The organism is uncultured Pseudacidovorax sp. (genome assembly GCF_913773995.1).
GTDB lineage: Bacteria > Pseudomonadota > Gammaproteobacteria > Burkholderiales > Burkholderiaceae_C > Xenophilus.
This window is the reverse complement of sequence record NZ_CAJYES010000134.1, coordinates 50901-69360: the sequence shown is the minus strand read 5'-3', so window position 1 is coordinate 69360 and position 18460 is coordinate 50901. Positions and strand designations below refer to the sequence as shown.

General features: G+C 68.8%; 13 protein-coding genes. 11 read left to right on the top strand and 2 right to left on the bottom strand.

What is annotated here, in order from left to right:
* Positions 1-87: 87 nt before the first annotated feature.
* The 4 genes from gyrB (at position 88) to QZ772_RS12350 (ending at position 4859) form a co-directional block, all read left to right on the top strand.
* Positions 88-2712 carry a DNA topoisomerase (ATP-hydrolyzing) subunit B gene (gene gyrB / locus QZ772_RS12365; protein ID WP_295526519.1) on the top strand — a complete coding sequence of 875 codons (2625 nt, stop codon included), beginning with the start codon at positions 88-90 and terminating at the stop codon, positions 2710-2712.
* 217 nt (positions 2713-2929) lie between these two features.
* A complete protein-coding gene (locus tag QZ772_RS12360) occupies positions 2930-3406 on the top strand; it encodes a carboxypeptidase-like regulatory domain-containing protein (protein ID WP_295526517.1) in 477 nt (158 codons plus the stop codon).
* Positions 3407-3630: 224 nt separating this feature from the next.
* Positions 3631-4137, top strand: a complete 507-nt coding sequence (locus tag QZ772_RS12355) for a hypothetical protein (protein ID WP_295526516.1) — start codon at positions 3631-3633, stop codon at positions 4135-4137.
* A 263-nt stretch (positions 4138-4400) separates the two neighbouring features.
* Positions 4401-4859: a RidA family protein gene (locus QZ772_RS12350; RefSeq protein WP_295526515.1), complete on the top strand. Its 459-nt coding sequence runs from the start codon at positions 4401-4403 to the stop codon at positions 4857-4859.
* 9 nt (positions 4860-4868) lie between these two features.
* Here QZ772_RS12350 and QZ772_RS12345 read toward each other — a convergent pair whose 3' ends face one another.
* Entirely contained in the window at positions 4869-6506 is a 1638-nt protein-coding gene (locus QZ772_RS12345) for an MFS transporter (RefSeq protein ID WP_295526513.1), read from the bottom strand.
* A 69-nt stretch (positions 6507-6575) separates the two neighbouring features.
* Here QZ772_RS12345 and QZ772_RS12340 point away from each other — a divergent pair, with 69 nt between their 5' ends.
* The gene (locus QZ772_RS12340; protein WP_295526512.1) at positions 6576-7412 is read left to right on the top strand and encodes an alpha/beta hydrolase; all 837 of its coding nucleotides are present in this window, start codon (positions 6576-6578) and stop codon (positions 7410-7412) included.
* 98 nt (positions 7413-7510) lie between these two features.
* A complete protein-coding gene (locus QZ772_RS12335) occupies positions 7511-7810 on the top strand; it encodes an antibiotic biosynthesis monooxygenase (RefSeq protein ID WP_295526510.1) in 300 nt (99 codons plus the stop codon).
* Positions 7811-7819: 9 nt separating this feature from the next.
* Here the strand turns inward: QZ772_RS12335 and QZ772_RS12330 are convergent, their stop codons facing one another.
* On the bottom strand, positions 7820-8296 hold the full coding sequence (locus QZ772_RS12330; protein WP_294376605.1) for an Lrp/AsnC family transcriptional regulator: 477 nt from the start codon (positions 8294-8296) through the stop codon (positions 7820-7822).
* 178 nt (positions 8297-8474) lie between these two features.
* Here QZ772_RS12330 and QZ772_RS12325 point away from each other — a divergent pair, with 178 nt between their 5' ends.
* From QZ772_RS12325 to QZ772_RS12305, 5 genes are all read left to right on the top strand, one after another.
* The gene (locus QZ772_RS12325) at positions 8475-12083 is read left to right on the top strand and encodes an indolepyruvate ferredoxin oxidoreductase family protein (protein ID WP_295526508.1); all 3609 of its coding nucleotides are present in this window, start codon (positions 8475-8477) and stop codon (positions 12081-12083) included.
* Positions 12084-12362: 279 nt separating this feature from the next.
* Complete coding sequence (gene yajC / locus QZ772_RS12320; protein ID WP_295526506.1) at positions 12363-12692, top strand: preprotein translocase subunit YajC; 330 nt, start codon at positions 12363-12365, stop codon at positions 12690-12692.
* A 77-nt stretch (positions 12693-12769) separates the two neighbouring features.
* The gene (gene secD, locus QZ772_RS12315; protein WP_295526505.1) at positions 12770-14656 is read left to right on the top strand and encodes a protein translocase subunit SecD; all 1887 of its coding nucleotides are present in this window, start codon (positions 12770-12772) and stop codon (positions 14654-14656) included.
* A 24-nt stretch (positions 14657-14680) separates the two neighbouring features.
* A complete protein-coding gene (gene secF / locus QZ772_RS12310) occupies positions 14681-15637 on the top strand; it encodes a protein translocase subunit SecF (RefSeq protein ID WP_295526504.1) in 957 nt (318 codons plus the stop codon).
* Between the two features lie 285 nt (positions 15638-15922).
* Positions 15923-18409: a DUF1631 family protein gene (locus QZ772_RS12305; RefSeq protein ID WP_295526503.1), complete on the top strand. Its 2487-nt coding sequence runs from the start codon at positions 15923-15925 to the stop codon at positions 18407-18409.
* The last annotated feature ends 51 nt before the right edge of the window (positions 18410-18460 follow it).

The window sequence follows — 18460 nt, the reverse complement described above, 5'->3', positions numbered from 1 at the left end:
CGCTTCGCGATCTGTGGCGCACCCCCTGCCCCCGCCGAGCGGGGGTTCTAGCCAGATGACAGGAACGGCCGCTTCGCGGCCTGGAAGATGATGAGCGACAACAAGCAGCCCGACCAGCCTGAAACGCCCAAGACCGAACCCGTGTACGAAGCCGAGATCGAGAAGGCGATCCCGATCGAGGTGACGCCCGACAACGGCTACGGCGAAGGCGCGATCCAGATCCTGGAAGGCCTGGAGGCCGTGCGCAAGCGGCCGGGCATGTACATCGGCGACACCTCCGACGGCACCGGCCTGCACCACCTGGTGTTCGAGGTGGTCGACAACTCCATCGACGAGGCGCTCGCCGGGCACTGCGACGACATCGTCGTCACCATCCATACCGACAACTCGATCTCCGTCACCGACAACGGCCGCGGCATCCCGACAGGCGTGAAGATGGACGACAAGCACGAGCCCAAGCGCTCGGCGTCCGAGATCGCGCTGACCGAGCTGCACGCGGGCGGCAAGTTCAACCAGAACTCGTACAAGGTGTCGGGCGGCCTGCACGGCGTGGGCGTGTCCTGCGTGAACGCGCTGTCGAAGTGGCTGCGCCTGACGGTGCGCCGCGAAGGCAAGGTGCATGCGCTGGAGTTCTCGCGCGGCTTCGTGCAGAACCGCATCATCGAGCAGGTGAACGGCGTCGAGGTCTCGCCCATGAAGGTGATCGGCGACACCGACAAGCGGGGCACCGAGGTGCACTTCCTGCCGGACACCGACATCTTCAAGGAGAACCACGACTTCCACTACGAGATCCTCAGCAAGCGGCTGCGCGAGCTCTCCTTCCTGAACAACGGCGTGCGCATCCGCCTGAAGGACGAGCGCAGCGGCAAGGAGGACGACTTCTCCGGCGCCGGCGGCGTCAAGGGCTTCGTGGAATTCATCAACGGCACGAAGAAGGTGCTGCACCCCAATGCCTTCTACGCCACCGGCGAGCGACCGGCCGACAGCTACGGCGGCATCCCCGGCACCAGCATCTCGGTCGAGGTGGCGATGCAGTGGAACGACGCCTACAACGAGCAGGTGCTGTGCTTCACCAACAACATCCCCCAGCGTGACGGCGGCACCCACCTGACCGGCCTGCGCGCCGCCATGACGCGCGTGGTGGGCAAGTACATCGACCAGAACGACCTGGCCAAGAAGGCCAAGGTCGAGGTCAGCGGCGACGACATGCGCGAAGGCCTGTGCTGCGTGCTGAGCGTGAAGGTGCCCGAGCCCAAGTTCAGCAGCCAGACCAAGGACAAGCTGGTCTCCAGCGAAGTGCGCGCGCCGGTCGAGGACATCGTGGCCCGCGCCCTGACCGAGTACCTGGAAGAGCGCCCGCAGGACGCCAAGATCATCTGCGGCAAGATCGTCGAGGCCGCCAAGGCCCGCGAGGCCGCCCGCAAGGCCCGCGAGATGACGCGCCGCAAGGGCGTGCTCGACGGCATGGGCCTGCCCGGCAAGCTGGCCGATTGCCAGGAGAAGGACCCCGCCCTGTGCGAGATCTACCTGGTGGAGGGCGACTCCGCCGGTGGCAGCGCCAAGCAGGGCCGCGACCGGAAGTTCCAGGCCATCCTGCCGCTGCGCGGCAAGATCCTGAACGTGGAGAAGGCACGCTACGAGAAGCTGCTGACCAGCAACGAGATCGTGACCATGATCACCGCACTGGGCACCGGCATCGGCAATGCCGGCGCCACCGGCGGCAACGGCGCCGACGACTTCGATGTCGCCAAGCTGCGCTACCACCGCATCATCATCATGACCGACGCGGACGTGGACGGCGCCCACATCCGCACGCTGCTGCTGACCTTCTTCTACCGCCAGATGCCCGAGCTGGTGGAGCGCGGCCACATCTACATCGCGCAGCCGCCGCTGTACAAGGTCAAGGTCGGCAAGGAAGAGCAGTACCTCAAGGACGGCCCGGCGCTGGAGGCCTTCCTGCTGCGCGTGGCCCTGAAGGACGCGGCCGTGCACACCGGCGGCGCCAATCCCACCGTGCTCAGCGGCGAGACGCTGGACGCGCTGGCACGCAAGCACCAGCTGGCCGAATCGGTCATCGACCGCCTGGGCGTCTTCATGGACGCGGAGGCGCTGCGCGCCATCGCCGACGGCGTGCGCCTGGACCTGGACACGCCCGCCGCCGCCGAGGCCAGCGCCGTCGCGCTGCAGGCCCGCCTGCGCGAGATCAGCAGCAATGGCATCCCGGCCGAAGTGGCCAGCGAGTTCGACGTGCGCACCGACAAGCCGCTGCTGCGCATCAGCCGGCGGCACCACGGCAACATCAAGAGCAGCGTGCTCACGCAGGAGTTCGTGCACGGCGCCGACTACGCCGCGCTGGCCGAGGCCGCCGACACCTTCCGCGGCCTGCTGGGCGAAGGCGCCACGGCGCGCCGCGGCGAGGGCGACAAGGCCAAGGAAGAGCGCGTGAGCGACTTCCGCGGCGCCATGCAATGGCTGCTGTCCGAAGCCGAACGCGTCACCGCCCGCCAGCGCTACAAGGGCCTGGGCGAGATGAACCCCGAGCAGCTCTGGGAAACGACCATGGACCCGGCCGTGCGCCGCCTGCTGCGCGTGCAGATCGACGACGCCATCGAAGCCGACCGTGTGTTCACCATGCTGATGGGCGACGAGGTGGAGCCGCGGAGGGAGTTCATCGAGACGAATGCGTTGCGGGCGGCGAATATCGACGTGTGAGTTTTTGCGCTGAGCGTCGGCGCCCCAAAAATCGAACGAGCCCGGCATGCCGGGCTTTTTCTTTGGGCCCGACCGTGGCCATGCACCGAAGCTGCACCTTAAGCATCCCCTAAGCCTCCAGGCACAAAGTCCTTCCCAAGCCCCGGCCGCCACGGCGTCCGCTCCGCTGCCGGGGGATGCGAATCCAGCGGACGGAAAGCCAAGGAAGGACATTGCCATGACCACCCTCACCTCCTCCATCGCTCGCCGTACGGCCCGCCCCCTTGCCGTTGCACTGCTGCTCGGCATGGGCGCGCTCATGGGCGTGGCGCACGCCGACACCCTGCCCCCCGTGCGCACCGCGCCGACGGGCGTCGAATACATCAGCGGCGGCGTGGGCAGCGACGAGGCCCATGCCATGCAGCAGGCGGCGACCCGCTGGCCCGCGAGCTTCGAGTTCGCCGTCAAGGATGGCGCCAAGGCCGACTTCGCGGCCAACGTGCATGTGACGGTGCAGGACGCCCGCACCGGCGCCACGGTGCTGCACAACGTGAGGGCGGACGGCCCCTTCATGGCCGCCAAGCTGGCCCCCGGCGTCTACCGCGTGACGGCCTCGCTGGACGGCAAGGCGCTGCAGCGGCAGATCGACGTCGGCGCCAGGGGCCCGGCGCATGCCGTCTTCATGTGGCCGGCCGGCACGGACATGGCTGGTTGAGCAAGACCCCCAGGCTGCGCGCTTCGCGCTCCGCCTCCCCCCTGTAGGGGGCACATCCTGCGGCCCGGCCCTTCGACAAGCTCAGGAGGGCCAAAGCCGGTTCCGCGGATGTTGCTGGCGTGGCCTGCTCCGCGGCCTCCTGATCAAACACGCGGTCTGCCGCACCCGTCGCCACCGCGCGGCGGTCCTTTCGAGAAAACAAACCTGTCACACCTCCGTCCATCATGAATACCCGCACACTCGACCGCTCTCTCGCCCGCCCCATCTCCAACCCGATGGTCGCCGTGGGCAACCTCATGGCCGCCAGCCTGCTGGCCGTGGTCGCCGGGGCGGCCCATGCCTCGACCACTTACAACCCGCCCATCGAGATGACGAAGGCCGGCATCGAATACATGAGCGGTGGCACCACGCCCGACGAGGCGAAGCTGATGAAGGTCGTGGAACCGCGCTGGCCCGCCAGCTTCGAGTTCGACGCCAAGGGCCAGGGACCCTTGCCCACCGGCACGCCCGTCAAGGTGACGGTGCGCGACGCGGGCAGCGGCGCCGTGGTGCTCAACGACGTGACCGCCGGCGGTCCGTACATGGTGGCGCGGCTGGACCCTGGGCGCTACCAGGTGACGGCCACGCGCGAGGGCCAGACCGTCTCGCGCGAGATCGAGGTGGGCCGCTACACCACCGCCCATGCGGTGTTCGACTGGAGCGGCGGCACGGGCGTGGCCAGCAGCCGCTGACGGGGCGCTGAGCCAGGTCGCGGCCAATGAGAACCGCCGCGGCCAAGGATCACCCCAACGCAGGCGATCGACCCGTTCGCCCTGCGCTGATCAAAGGCCTTGACCCACAGTGCCCTGGCTTCGACAGGCTCAGCCCGAACGGGCTGTGCTCAACGGAATGGCATGTTTCCGGACTCCCCGGCACGGCCCGTGCGTGCGTCGCGGCGGCTTGGCCACAATGGCCCGCTGTCCGACGCAGCCTGCCGTCGCAAAGGAGTCTTTCCATGAGCATGGGCACCCCCATGGCCCGTTATGCCGCCGCCCGCCGAGTCGGCGATTTCGTCTTCATGAGCGGCGTGGTCGCGGTCGATCCGGCCACGCGCCGCGCGGTCTCGCGCTACGAGGACCTGCCCGAGGCCGCCCAGGCCGAGCTGCGCGGCCTGGGCTATGCCACCGGCCAGATGTCGGTGGACGTGTTCGAGGCGCCCGTCGTTGCGCAGAGCTGGTTCGTGCTGGCCCGCATCCGCGATCTGGCGGCCGAGCATGGCGGCACCATGGAAGACGTGGTCAAGCTGGTGCAGTACTTCCGCCGCCTGCCCGACTACGCCTTGTTCAACCGAGTGCGCGGGCTGTTCTATCCGGGCGAGCCGCCGGTCTCCACCGTGGTCGAGGTCAACCGCTTCCTGCCCGGCGACGAGGTGCTGATCGAGGTCGAGGCGACGATGTACCTGCCGCGCGGCTGAGGCGCCGCGTCAACCCCGCTGCACGATGTAACGGTCGACCACGGGCATCGTCTCGCCCCGGTGGAAGGCCAGCCGGCGCTCGCGCAGCGCCAGGTCGGCCGCGGTGGCGCGGTGGAAGCGGCGGAGGTGCTCCGTCCACGACTCGTCCACCACCTGCTCCACATAGCGCTCGGGCGCGGAAAGATCGTGCAGCAGCTCCCACGCGATGGCGCCCTGACTGAGGCGGGCACGGCGTGTCTCCTGCATCACGGCGTGGAAGGCGGCGGCGCGGGCCGGGTCGATCAGGTATTCGACCGTGATGACCACTCGGCCGTCCTCGCCCGCACTGGCGGGCGGCGGGTTGAAGGCCCAGTCGGTGCCGGCGGGGCTCATGTCGTCCTCGCCCGGGCCGTCGGGTACCCAGCGCAACACGGCCAGCATCACCAGCGTGCCCGTCACGGCGGCCACCAGCAGGCTGGCGCGCAGCGTGCTCAGTTCCGCGATCTGGCCCCACACGGCCGCACCCAGCGCGCCAGCCCCCATGATGGCCATCTGGTAGGTGGACATGCCGCGCGCTCGCACCCAATCGGGCAGCGCCAGCTGGGCCGACACCGACAGCGAGTTGGCCACCGTGATCCAGGCCGCACCACAGAAGAACACGGCGAAGGCGGCCAGCCAGAGCGCGGGCGACAGCGCCAGCACGGCCGTGCCCGTCGACAGCAGCATCGAGCCATAGAGCACGCGGTGGTCGCGGTCGAACATCTCCCGCAGCCGCGGCAGCAGCAGCACCGCGATGATCGAGCCCGCGCCCATCGAGGCGAGCAGCAGCGTGAAGGTGCCGGCGCCGCCCTTCGGCCCCTCGTGGAAGCCGCGCGCCAGCAGCGGCAGCAACGCCAGCACCGCGCTGGAATGAAAGAAGGAGACGGCCACCCGCGACAGCACGGCGCGCATGCGCTGCGACTGCCGCACGAACTGCACGCCCACGCGCATGGCGCTCACCAGCCGTTCACGGCCCAGCGGGTCGACCTTGTGCTCGCGCCGCCAGCGCAGGATCACGAAGCCCGAGGCAATGCTCAGCACCGCATTGAGCACGAAGACCCACACGCTGCCCGCGCTGGCGATCAGCACGCCCGCCACCAGCGGCCCGACGATGCGCGAGGCATTCATCGCGATGCCGTTGAGCCCCATGGCCGCCGGCAGCAGCGGCCGCGTGACCAGCTCGGGCACGATGGCCGAGAACACCGGCCAGCGCAGCGCCAGGCCGATGCCGTTAGCGAAGGTCAGCGCCAGCAGCAGCGGCGCGTTCATCCTGTCCAGCCCGATGGCCACGCACAGCACGGTGGCCGAGCCCGCCAGCCAGAACTGCGTGGCCACCAGCCAGCGGCGACGGTCCAGGATGTCGGCCAGCGCCCCGCTGGGCAGCCCAAGCAGGAAGACGGGCAGTGTCGAGGCCGTCTGCACCAGCGCCACCCACATGGGCGAGGTGGTGAGCGTGGTCATCAGCCAGGCGGCCGCCACGTCGTTCATCCACATGCAGGTGTTGGCGATGAACCAGGTGCCCCACAGCAACCGGAAGACCGGCAGCCGCAACGGCTCCAGGGCCGCGAAGCGCGGCGCGCGGCGGGGTGGCGGGGCGGGGCTTGTCTCTTCGGGGTCGATGGGTGGCATGCCCGCTCGATTGTGAAGCAGCAGGCTTGGCCGTAAGCTCGCGCGCTTCGTTCACCACCGCGTGCTCCCATGAATACGACGGCTTCGGCCCCTTCCGGCCCGGCGCTCTGGCGCGGCATGGACCGCCCCACCCTCGACGCCGCCTACGACAGCTCGGCCGTCGTAGCGGACTTCAAGGCCATCACCGGCCGCTGGCCCGAGCGCAGCGCGCCCTGGCGCGCGCGGCCCGACACGCGGCTGGACGTTCCCTATGCCGAGCCGCCGCGCTGCCGCATCGACCTGTTCGGTCCGGCCGATGCCTCTCCGCTGGTGGTCTTTTTGCACGGCGGCTACTGGCAGATGCGCGGGCGGGAGCAGTTCTCCTTCCTCGCCGAAGGTCCGCTGGCGCACAGCCTGGGCTTTGCGGCCGTGGGCTACACGCTGGGGCCGGAGGCCGGCATGGACCGCATCGTGGGCGATTGCCGGCAGGCGCTGGCCTTCCTGCGCCGCGAGACTGGCCGGCCGATCGTGCTGTCGGGCTGGTCGGCAGGCGGCCACCTGACGGCCTGCCTGCAGAACGAGGCGGGCGTGATCGGCAGCCTGGCGATCAGCGGGCTGTACGAGCTGGAGCCGATCCGCCTGGGCCGGCTGAACGACAAGTTGGGTATGGACGTGGCCACCGCGCAGCGCCACTCGCCGCTGCACCACCTGCCGGCCAACTCGCCGCCGATGGTCATCGCTTGGGGCGAGGCCGAGCAGCCGGAGCTGCGCCAGCAGTCGCTGGACTACGCCGCCGCCCGCGAGGCCGCCGGCCTGCCCACGCGCCGGCTCCCGCTCGCGGGCTTGCACCACTTCGACGAGCTCGACACCTATGCCGATCCGCAAGGCGCGATGGCGCTGGCGCTGGTCGAACTGGCCCGCGCCTGAATGACGCGCCGCAGCGCGCCGGGCACCCTGCGTGACGCGCGCACGCCGAGCCTGGCGATGCACCACACCCCTTCTTCCCATCCTCAGGAGACTTTCCCGTGATCCTCGAAACCGCAGACATCCGCATCCAGCCCGGCCGCCAGGCCGACTTCGACGCCGCCATCGTGCGCGGGCTGCAGACCGTCATCGCCAAGGCGAAGGGCTTCCGCGGCTGGCGTGTCGTGAAAGGCATCGAATCGCCCGAGCGCTACCTGCTGCAGATCGAATGGGAGACGCTGGAGAACCACACGGTGGACTTCCGCGAATCGCCCGCCTTCGCCGAATGGCGCGCCATCGTCGGGCCCTTCTTTGCGCAGCCGCCGGTGGTGGAGCATTTCACGCTGGTCGGCGCGGGCTGAAAGGGCGCTTCAGCCGCCCAGGTGCCCCAGCGGCAGCGCCGAATTCGCCTTCACCTCGCCCAGCGAGAAACTGGTGTGCAGGTCCTTCACGTTGGGCAGCGTCATCAGGCTGTTGAGCGCGAAGCGGGAGAAGGCATCCAGGTCCTGCGCCACCACCTGCAGCTCGAACATGCCGTTGCCGCTGATGTAGTGGCAGGCCACCACCTCCGGTAGGCGGCGGATGGCCTCCTCCAGCACGCGGGTGGCGTCGCTGGTGGCGCGGTCGGTGTCCACCCGCACGAAGGCCAGCACGCCCAGGCCGATCTTTCTGCGGTCGAGTTCGGCGTGGTAGCCCTTGATGTATCCCTGCGCCTCCAGGGCGCGCACCCGGCGCCAGCAGGGCGCGGCCGACAGGCCGACGCGCTGCGCCAGCTCGGCGTTGGTCAGTCGGGCGTCGTCCTGCAGTTCACGCAGGATCGCGAGGTCATATTTGTCAATGCTTTCCAAAGAGGCGGCCTCCGCGCAAGATCCTTTCCCGATCATCCAATTTCAGCGCATGGAAAGCAAACACCTATCCGAGGGCCGGGCATACACTTTGCGCACATGATGCCTCGGGGGACGTCCACCCGGAGCCAGACCCACCCGCCACGGCCCAAAAGGCCCCAGCCGACGGAGAGAGACAACGATGAACGCTCCCTTGCCCGAACACATCCGCAAGGCCCTCGAGACGGTCACGCTCGATGACAAATACAGCCTGGACTACGGACGCGCCTTCATGAGCGGCGTCCAGGCGCTGGTCAAGCTGCCCATGCTGCAGCGCCTGCGCGATGCGCAGCAGGGCTACAACACCGCCGGCTTCATCAGCGGCTACCGCGGCTCCCCGCTCGGCGGCTATGACCAGGCGCTGTGGAAGGCCAACAAATACCTCAAGGCGCAGAACATCGTCTTCCAGCCCGGCGTGAATGAAGAGCTGGCGGCCACGGCGCTATGGGGCACGCAGATGCTGGGCTTCTCGCCCAAGGACCAGCAGAAGTTCGATGGCGTCTTCGGCATCTGGTACGGCAAGGGGCCGGGCGTGGACCGCTGCTCCGACGTGTTCAAGCATGCCAACATGGCCGGCACCGCGCCGCTGGGCGGCGTAATTGCCATCGCTGGCGACGACCACATCTCCAAGAGCAGCACGGCGGCGCACCAGAGCGACCACATCTTCAAGGCCTGCGGCACGCCGGTGTTCTTCCCGGCCAATGTGCAGGAGATCCTGGACCTGGGCCTGCATGCCTTCGCCATGAGCCGCTTCGCCGGCATCTGGTCGGGCATGAAGACGATCCAGGAGATCGTCGAATCCAGCGCCACCGCCATGATCGACCCCGACCGGGTCGAGATCGTGCTGCCCACCGACTTCGACATGCCGCCCGGCGGTCTGCACATGCGCTGGCCCGACGCGCCGCTGGAGCAGGAGGCGCGCCTCATGCACTACAAGTGGTACGCCGCGCTGGCCTACATCCGCGCCAACCGGCTCAACCACAACGTCATCGAAGGGCCGCACGACCGCTACGGCATCATGGCCAGCGGCAAGGCTTACAACGACACCCGGCAGGCGCTGGCCGACCTGGGCCTGGACGACGCGGCCTGCCGCCAGTTGGGCATCCGGCTGCACAAGGTGGGCGTGGTCTGGCCGCTGGAGGCGCAGCTCACCCGCGACTTCGCTACCGGCCTTCAGGAAATCCTGGTGGTCGAGGAGAAGCGCCAGGTCATCGAGTACCAGCTCAAGGAAGAGCTCTACAACTGGCGCCCCGATGTGCGGCCCAACGTGCTGGGCAAGTTCGACGAGCTGGAAGGCGACTTCTCCGGCGGCGAATGGGCCATGCCCAATCCGACGGCGAACACGCTGCTGCGCGCCAATGCCGACCTCAACCCGGCGCTGATCGCGCGGGCGCTGGTCAAGCGGCTGAAGAAGACCGGCATCCTGGCCTCGGGCGGCGCCGACCTGGTGGCCCGCGTGGAGGCGCAGATGGCGCTGCTGGAGGCCAAGGAGCGCTCGATGCAGGTGCTCAATGCCGGCGGCGTGCAGGGCGCGGACCGCGTGCCATGGTTCTGCTCGGGCTGCCCGCACAACACCAGCACCGTGGTGCCCGAAGGCTCGCGCGCCATGGCCGGCATCGGCTGCCACTACATGGCGAACTGGATGGACCGGTCCACCTACGGCTTCACGCAGATGGGCGGCGAAGGCGTCCCCTGGGTGGGCCAGGCGCCCTTCACGCACGAGAAGCACCTGTTCGCCAACCTGGGCGACGGCACCTACTTCCACAGCGGGCTGCTGGCCATCCGCCAGAGCATCGCGGCGGGCGTCAACATCACCTACAAGATCCTCTACAACGACGCAGTGGCCATGACCGGCGGCCAGCAGGTGGGCGAGCGGCCCGAGGGCCATTCGGTGTTGCAGATCGCCGAGAGCCTGCATGCCGAAGGCGCGACGAAGGTCGTGATCGTCACGGACGAGCCGGCCAAGTATCAGGGCGTGGCCATTCCCGGCAGCTACGCTGGCGAGCCGGTCAAGGTGCGCCACCGCGACGAGCTGGACGCGGTGCAGCGCGAGTTCCGCGAGATCGCCGGCACCACGGCCATCATCTACGACCAGACCTGCGCCACCGAGAAGCGCCGCCGCCGCAAGCGCGGCACGATGGTCGATCCGGCCAAGCGCGTGGTCATCAACGACCTGGTCTGCGAAGGCTGCGGCGACTGCAGCGTGCAGAGCAACTGCCTGTCGGTGGAGCCGCTGGAGACCGAGTTCGGCCGCAAACGCACCATCAACCAGAGCACCTGCAACAAGGACATGAGCTGCCTGAAGGGCTTCTGCCCGAGCTTCGTCACCGTCGAAGGCGGCCAGCTCAAGAAGAAGGCAAAGGGCAAGGCCGGTACGCCGGCCGAGCTTGGTGCCCTGCCCGAGCCCGCACTGCCGACGCTGGCGGCCAACCAGGTGTGGGGCATCGTCGTCGCCGGCGTGGGCGGCACGGGCGTGATCACCATCGGCCAGCTGCTGGGCGTCGCCGCGCACATCGAGGGCAAGGGCATCGTCACGCAGGACGCCGCCGGCCTGGCCCAGAAGGGCGGCGCCACCTGGAGCCATGTGCTGATCGGCGCGCGGCAGGACGACATCCGCACCACCCGCGTCGGCACCGCCGCCGCCGACCTGGTGCTGGCCTGCGACCCCATCGTCACCGTCAACGGCGAGACGCTGGCGCGCATGCGCGAGGGCCGCACGCACGTGGCCCTGAACACCCACAGCACGCCCACCGCCAGCTTCGTCAAGAACGCCCAGTGGCAGAACCCGCAGGACGCCTGCGCCGTGCAGATCGGCAAGGCCGTGGGCGAGGCCGGCGTGGGCGCCTTCGACGCCGATGCGGCCGCCACCCAGCTGATGGGCGACACGCTCTTCGTCAACCCGATGATGCTGGGCTATGCGTGGCAGAAGGGCTGGATCCCGCTGGCGCACGAGTCGCTGATGCGCGCCATCGAGCTCAACAACGTCGCCATCGAGGCCAACAAGGCCGCCTTCGAATGGGGCCGCCAGGCCGCGCACCGGCCGGCCGAGATGGCCCAGCGCCTGAACCCGGGCCAGGTGATCGAGTTCAAGAAGCGCGAGACGCTGGCCTCGCTGGTGGCGCGGCGCGTGGACTTCCTCACCGACTACCAGAACGCCACCTATGCCGAGGACTACCGCGCCTTCGTCGAACGCGTGCGTGAGGCCGAAGCGCCGCTGGGCAAGACCGCGCTGGCCGAGACGGTCGCCCGCCAGCTCTTCAAGCTGATGGCCTACAAGGACGAGTACGAGGTGGCGCGCCTGCACACGCAGACGGGCTTCCGCGAGCGCATCGACCAGATGTTCGAGGGCGACTACACCGTGCACTACCACCTGGCGCCGCCGGCCATTGCCAAGCGCAATGCCAAGGGCGAGCTGGTCAAGCAACGCTTCGGCCCGTGGATGCATCGCGCCTTCGGCGTGCTGGCGCGGCTCAAGGGCCTGCGCGGCACGGCCTTCGACCCCTTCGGCCGCACCGAGGAGCGCCGCACCGAGCGCGCGCTGATCGGCGAGTACCGCGCGGCCATCGAGGAGGTGCTGCAGGGCCTGGACGTCGAGCGCCACGCCCTGGCGCTGGAGATCGCGGCGCTGCCGGACGGCATCCGCGGCTACGGCCACGTGAAGGAGCGCAACCTCGCGGCCGTGCGCACACGCTGGCAGGCACTGGTGGCGCGCTGGCGCACGGGCGAGCCGGTCACACGCGCCGCGGCCTGATCGGCGCGCGCGGTCGCCCGCCCGCGCAGGTCGCATCTCCAGAACGCAGGGCGGAAGCGCCCTGTCCGACGGCATTGACGCGGCGTGCAATATCCCGCGCCGCGTGCCGGCTTGACGCCGGCCCGTCAAGACCCCCCGCATACAATCCGCCGGTTGTGCGAAGCCCGCCCCTCGTGGGCCTCTTCGCGCACCGGCGGCCCCGCTTCCAGCGATCCGGCCGCCCCGGAACCGCGGGCACCGCCTGCGGTCAGACCCCATCCGCTCTCCTGGAGACCTCCCTTGTTCATTTCCTCCGCTTTCGCCCAGACCGCACCTGCCGCCGGTGGCGGCGACATGATGTCTTCGCTCACCAGCATGCTGCCGCTGGTGCTGATGTTCGTGGTGCTGTACTTCGTGATGATCCGGCCCCAGATGAAGCGCCAGAAGGAAACGCGCGCCATGCTGGACGCCCTGGCCAAGGGCGACGACGTGGCCACCGCCGGTGGCATCGTCGGCCGCATCAGCGCGCTCGGCGACCAGTTCCTGACGATCGAAATCTCGAGCGGCGTGGAGATCAAGGTGCAGCGTAGCGCCGTGGTCCAGGTCCTGCCCAAAGGCTCCTACAAGTAAGCTGCGCAATGGCTGCCCCTGAGGCAGCCTTGCTTTTTTGAGCGCATCCGGCGTCTCGATTCCTTAGGTATCCAGCGATGAACCGCTATCCGGTCTGGAAGTACGCGATCATGGTGATCGTGCTGCTGGTGGGGCTGATCTACACCCTGCCCAATCTCTTCGGCGAAGCGCCGGCCGTGCAGGTCTCGCCCGCCAAGTCCACCGTCAAGGTGGATGCCTCGACGCAGCAGCGCGTGGAGGCGGCGCTCAAGGCCGCCAACCTCGCGCCCGACATGCTGACGCTGGATGCCAATTCCATCCGCGCCCGCTTCGGCAGCACCGACGAGCAACTGAAGGCCCGCGACGTCCTGCAGCATGCGCTGGTGCCCGATGCCAACGACCCGCCCTACGTGGTGGCGCTGAACCTGGTGTCGCGCTCGCCCACCTGGCTGTCGGCACTGCATGCCTTCCCGATGTACCTGGGCCTGGACCTGCGCGGCGGCGTGCACTTCATGCTGCAGGTGGACATGCAGGGCGCCCTGGACAAGCGCGCCGAAACCTTCGCCAGCGACCTGCGCACCGCGCTGCGCGACAAGAACATCCGCGGCGCCGCCGTCACGCGCAACGGCCAGGCCATCGAGGTCCGCCTGCGCGACGCGGCCGCCCAGGAGGCCACGCAGAACATCATCCAGGACCAGTTCACCGACCTCGCGGCCACCGCCAGCCAGGACGGCAGCGACTACAAGCTGGCCGTGACCATCAAGCCCGAGGCGGCCCGCCGCCTGCAGGACAACGCGCTCAAGCAGAACATCACCACGCTGCACAACCGGATCAACGAGCTGGGCGTGGCCGAGCCGGTGATCCAGCAGCAGGGCCTGGACCGCATCATCGTGCAGCTGCCCGGCGTGCAGGACACGGCCAAGGCCAAGGACATCCTGGGCCGCACCGCCACGCTGGAACTGCGTCTGGTGGACGAAAGCGCCGAAGGCCGCGCCGCCGAGCTGGGCACCGGCCCGGTGCCCTTCGGCTCCGAGCGCTTCATGGACCGCGAAGGCCGTCCGGTGATCGTCAAGAAGCAGGTGGTCATCACCGGCGAGAACCTCACCGACGCGCAGCCCGGCTTCGACTCGCAGACGCAGCAGCCCAAGGTCGACCTCACCGTCGACGCCAAGGGCGGCCGCATCATGCGCGACGTCAGCCGCGACAACTACCGCAAGCGCCTGGCCATCCTGCTGTTCGAGAAGGGCAAGGGCGAGGTGCTGACGGCGCCGTCGATCAACGGCGAGCTGGGCACGCGCTTCCAGATCTCCGGCTCGATGAACGTGGTCGAGGCCAACGATTTGGCCCTGCTGCTGCGCGCCGGCTCGCTGGCCGCGCCGATGGAGATCATCGAGGAGCGCACCATCGGCCCGAGCCTGGGCGCCGACAACATCGCCATGGGCTTCAAGAGCGTGGCCTACGGCTTCCTGGCGATCATGGTGTTCATGTGCGTGTACTACGCGCTGTTCGGCGTGTTCTCGTCCATCGCGCTGGGCGTGAACCTGCTGCTGCTGGTGGCCATCCTGTCGATGCTGCAGGCCACGCTCACGCTGCCGGGCATCGCCGCCATGGCGCTGGCCATCGGTGTGGCGATCGACTCCAACGTGCTGATCAACGAGCGCGTGCGGGAGGAGCTGCGTAACGGCGCTTCGCCGCAGGCCGCCATCCACGCCGGCTATGACCGGGCGTGGGGCACCATCCTCGACTCCAACGTGACCACGCTGATCGCGGGCCTGGCCCTGCTGGCCTTCGGCTCGGGCCCCGTGCGCGGCTTCGCGGTGGTGCACTGCATCGGCATCGTCACTTCGATGTTCTCGGCCGTGTTCTTCTCGCGCGGCCTGGTCAACCTCTGGTACGGCCGCAAGAAGAAGCTCAAGACCGTGTCCATCGGCACCGTCTGGCGTCCGGGCCAGGCCGACGAGACGGCCCTGGCCAAGGCCAAGTAAACCGCGGCACGGAGCACAACGACCATGGAATTCTTCCGCATCCACCGCACCATCCCGTTCATGCGCTACGCGAAGGTGCTGAACGCGATCTCGATCATCACCTTCATCCTGGCGGTCTTCTTCCTGTTCCACCGCGGGCTGCACCTGTCGGTGGAATTCACCGGCGGCACGGTGATGGAAGTCAACTACCCGCAGGCGGCCGAGCTCGACAAGGTGCGCAGCGCCGTCAGCGGCCTGGGCTACCAGGACGTGCAGGTGCAGAACTTCGGCAGCTCGCGCGACGTGATGATCCGCCTGCCCGCCCAGAAGGGCGTGAGCTCGCAGGAGCAGAGCAATCGCGTGCTGACCGCCCTCAAGACGGTCGACCCGTCGGTGCAGCTGCGCCGCAACGAGTTCGTCGGTCCGCAGGTGGGCGACGAGCTCACCACCAACGGCCTGAAGGCGCTGGGCATGGTGGTGGTGGGCATCATGATCTACCTGGCCTTCCGCTTCGAATGGAAGTTCGCGCTGTCCACCGTGCTGGCCAACCTGCACGACGTCGTGATCATCCTGGGCTTCTTCGCCTTCTTCCAGTGGGAGTTCTCGCTGGCGGTGCTGGCGGCGGTGCTGGCGGTGCTGGGCTATTCGGTGAACGAGTCGGTGGTGATCTTCGACCGCATCCGCGAGAACTTCCGGCGCTACCGCAAGATGGACACGGTCGAGATCATCGACAGCGCCATCACGGGCACCATCAGCCGCACGATCATCACCCACGGCTCCACCCAGCTGGTGGTTCTGTCGATGTTCTTCTTCGGCGGCCCGACGCTGCACTACTTCGCGCTGGCGCTGACCATCGGCATCTGCTTCGGCATCTACTCGTCCTGCTTCGTGGCGGCGTCCATCGCCATGTGGCTGGGCGTGAAGCGCGAGGACCTGATCAAGGGCGGCCCGGCCAAGCGCGACGAGGACCCGAACGATCCCAACGCCGGCGCGACGGTCTGACCCCCTTGCGACGCGCTCATGCGACCCGGCTCCGGCCGGGTTTTTTTTCGTTTTCGAGCGGGTGGGCCGCGCCCGACGTCGTGCATTCGCAACCGTTCTGTCGGACTGTTCACGTTTTCTGAGTGCGTCTGCCGGGCATGGGGTGTCCCGCATACGGCGGGCGCGCGGGCTCATTTACATTTGACGTGCTGAAATTAACAACAATTCACTATCTCTCGTTCCGCCTCGCCTGCCTGACGCGTGAACGCCCCGTGTGCCGCCAGCGCTGATGCGCCCTCTTTCGCAATGAGCCCCTCGCTCCCCCGCGAACCCGCCCTGCTGCTCGCTCAAGAGTCGCGCGAGCGCTTCGTACACGCCATGGACGGCGCCATGCACCGCACCGCGCAGGCCGTGCGCGACCGTCTGCTCGCCCTGGCCGGTGAAGTGGGCACGGCCAGAAAGATGCAGGAGCACCGCGATCACCTGCTGGCCTGGGAGGCCGACCACGCGCGCTGGCTGGAGGCCGTGCGCCAGCGCTGGTCCGAAGCCATGGCCCAGACGCGCACGCCCGGCACGTCGAATACGGGCGCACTGCGCCTGGAACTGGTGGGTGACGACGTGGTGGAGAACAGCATCCTCGTCTCCCGGCTGGCGATGGCGCTGCAGGACCGCTCGCCCTTCGCATTGAATGAGCTGAAGCTGCGCATCCAGCACCTGGAAGGCAGCAGCGGCAGCGACTGGCCCAGTGGCGATGTGCTGCGCCCCGAGACCCTGGCGACCATCCTGGTCGAGGAATGGACCTCGACCGGACTGCCCCGCACGCTCTGGACGCAGGTGCAGGACGTCATCTCGGGCCATCTGGGCGACGCCGCCATGAAGGGCTACGAGGACCTGAATGCCTTTTTGATTGCGCGCGGCGTGATGCCGGAGATCGAGTTACGCAGCCTGGTCCGTCGCGGCCCCGACAGCGCGCCGGCTGCATTGACGCCGGCCGGCGGCGCGCCCACGGACCGTGGTTCCGCCACCGGGCCTTGGGATCGCACGCGGCCCCAGGCGGGCCCGAACCTGGTCGGGACGCCGGCGTCGGGTGCCATGGCGTCGGCCCGTCAGCAGGCCGGCGCGGTGCTGGGACGGCTGCGTCGCATCATTGGCGGCGTGGTCGCCGGTGGCGGCAACGCGATCGGTGGCGGCGCGAATTACCCGGCGGCGGGCAGCCCCAGCGGTTTCATGTCCGACGGCGGCGGCTCATCGATGGCGCAGGGTGGGCCGGGCTCGTATCCCGGCAGGGCTCCGGCAGGTGGCATGGGCGGCGGCGGTCCCGCAGGTGCAGGCGCCTATGACCAACCGGCCGGGCAACTGGCGCCGGGCGGCATGGGCATCGACCGGCGCGGCTGGGCCACCAACACCGGTGCGCAGGCGTTCACGGCCGCCATCGCCGACGTCGAGGCGGCCTATCCCTTCAACGTCGGGGTTTACGTGAACGTGGCCGATCCCGCCCTCATGCAGCGCGCGCAGAGCGACCTGCGGCGCCAGAGCGGCGAGCTCAAACGGCGGGCGCCGACGTCGGCCGACAAGGCGACGGTCGAAGTCGTGGCGCTGATGTTCCAGTCCATCCTGGCCGAGGAGCGCATTCCTTTTTCCGTGCGCGTCTGGTTCGCCCGGCTGCAGATGCCGGTGCTGCGGGTGGCGGTGGCCGACGCGGAGTTCTTTGCCACGCTGCAGCATCCCGCGCGCATGCTGATCGACCGCATGGGCTCGGTGGTGATGGGCTTCGACGCAGCCGCCATCTCGGGCAGTGCGCTCGAAGGCGAGATCCGCCGCGTGGTGCAGGTGATCGAGCAGTACCCCGAGACAGGCCAGCGGGTGTTCAAGCTGGTCTACGACGAGTTCGTGGCTTTCCTCTCCAAGTACCTGACCCAGAACGACGCGACCCAGAAGGTGATGAGCGTCGCCCAGCAGGTGGAGCAGAAGGAGACGCTCGCCATCCAGTACACCATCGAGCTTCGCAAGATGCTCAACGACATGCCGGTGCGCGAGGAGATCCGCGAGTTCCTCTTCAAGGTCTGGGCAGAGGTCCTGGCCATCGGCGCGCTCAAGTACGGCGTGCAGGACGAGCAGACGGCGCAGCTGCGCCGGGTGGCGTCCGAACTGGTCTGGGCCGCGAGCGCCAAGCCCAGCCGCAGCGAACGCGCCCGCATGATCCAGGCCCTGCCCTCGCTGCTGCAGCGCCTGCGCCAGGGCATGGACCTGATGGGCCTGACCGGGCAGCCCCAGGAAGACCACATCCGCACGCTGGGCCGCACGCTCTCGGACGCCTTCACGGCCAAGACCGAGAGCATTCCCGTGGCGCAGATCGAGAACCTGGCGGGCCGGCTGGCGAACCTGGAGGCGGTCATCGCCGACGAAAGCGCCGAACCGCTGGCCCTGGACTCGACGAACCTGGAGCTGCTGCTGGGCATCGATGTGTCGTCGATGGAGGTGCTGCCCAACAACGAGGCCGAGGCCCCGGCCGAAGCCCTGGCATGGGCCCATTCGTTGCAGGTGGGCGCCTGGTTCCTGCTCGACCACAACGGGCGACCCAGCCAGGTGCAGTTCGTGTGGCGCAGCAAGCACCGGCAGCTGCACCTGTTCGGCTCGCCCGATGGCCGGCAGTTCCTGATCCAGGCGCAGCGTCTGGCCGCCTACCTGCACGGCGGCCTGCTCGTGCCGGCGGAAGAGGAGACGCTGACCGTGCGCGCCACCCGCGAGGCGCTGGCCAAGATCGATGCCAATCCGGAGCGGCTGCTGAGCTAAGAAAAAGGGGGCACCCCCCATGCCGCTGCGCGGCTCCCCCCTCTGTCGCCT

Bases quoted from the DNA above. Each gene is read 5' to 3' on its own strand.
- gyrB (WP_295526519.1), top strand. From the start codon at position 88: ATGATGAGCGACAACAAGCAGCCCGACCAGCCTGAAACGCCCAAGACC.
- QZ772_RS12360 (WP_295526517.1), top strand. From the start codon at position 2,930: ATGACCACCCTCACCTCCTCCATCGCTCGCCGTACGGCCCGCCCCCTT.
- QZ772_RS12355 (WP_295526516.1), top strand. From the start codon at position 3,631: ATGAATACCCGCACACTCGACCGCTCTCTCGCCCGCCCCATCTCCAAC.
- QZ772_RS12350 (WP_295526515.1), top strand. From the start codon at position 4,401: ATGAGCATGGGCACCCCCATGGCCCGTTATGCCGCCGCCCGCCGAGTC.
- QZ772_RS12345 (WP_295526513.1), bottom strand. From the start codon at position 6,506: ATGCCACCCATCGACCCCGAAGAGACAAGCCCCGCCCCGCCACCCCGC.
- QZ772_RS12340 (WP_295526512.1), top strand. From the start codon at position 6,576: ATGAATACGACGGCTTCGGCCCCTTCCGGCCCGGCGCTCTGGCGCGGC.
- QZ772_RS12325 (WP_295526508.1), top strand. From the start codon at position 8,475: ATGAACGCTCCCTTGCCCGAACACATCCGCAAGGCCCTCGAGACGGTC.
- secD (WP_295526505.1), top strand. From the start codon at position 12,770: ATGAACCGCTATCCGGTCTGGAAGTACGCGATCATGGTGATCGTGCTG.
- secF (WP_295526504.1), top strand. From the start codon at position 14,681: ATGGAATTCTTCCGCATCCACCGCACCATCCCGTTCATGCGCTACGCG.
- QZ772_RS12305 (WP_295526503.1), top strand. From the start codon at position 15,923: ATGAGCCCCTCGCTCCCCCGCGAACCCGCCCTGCTGCTCGCTCAAGAG.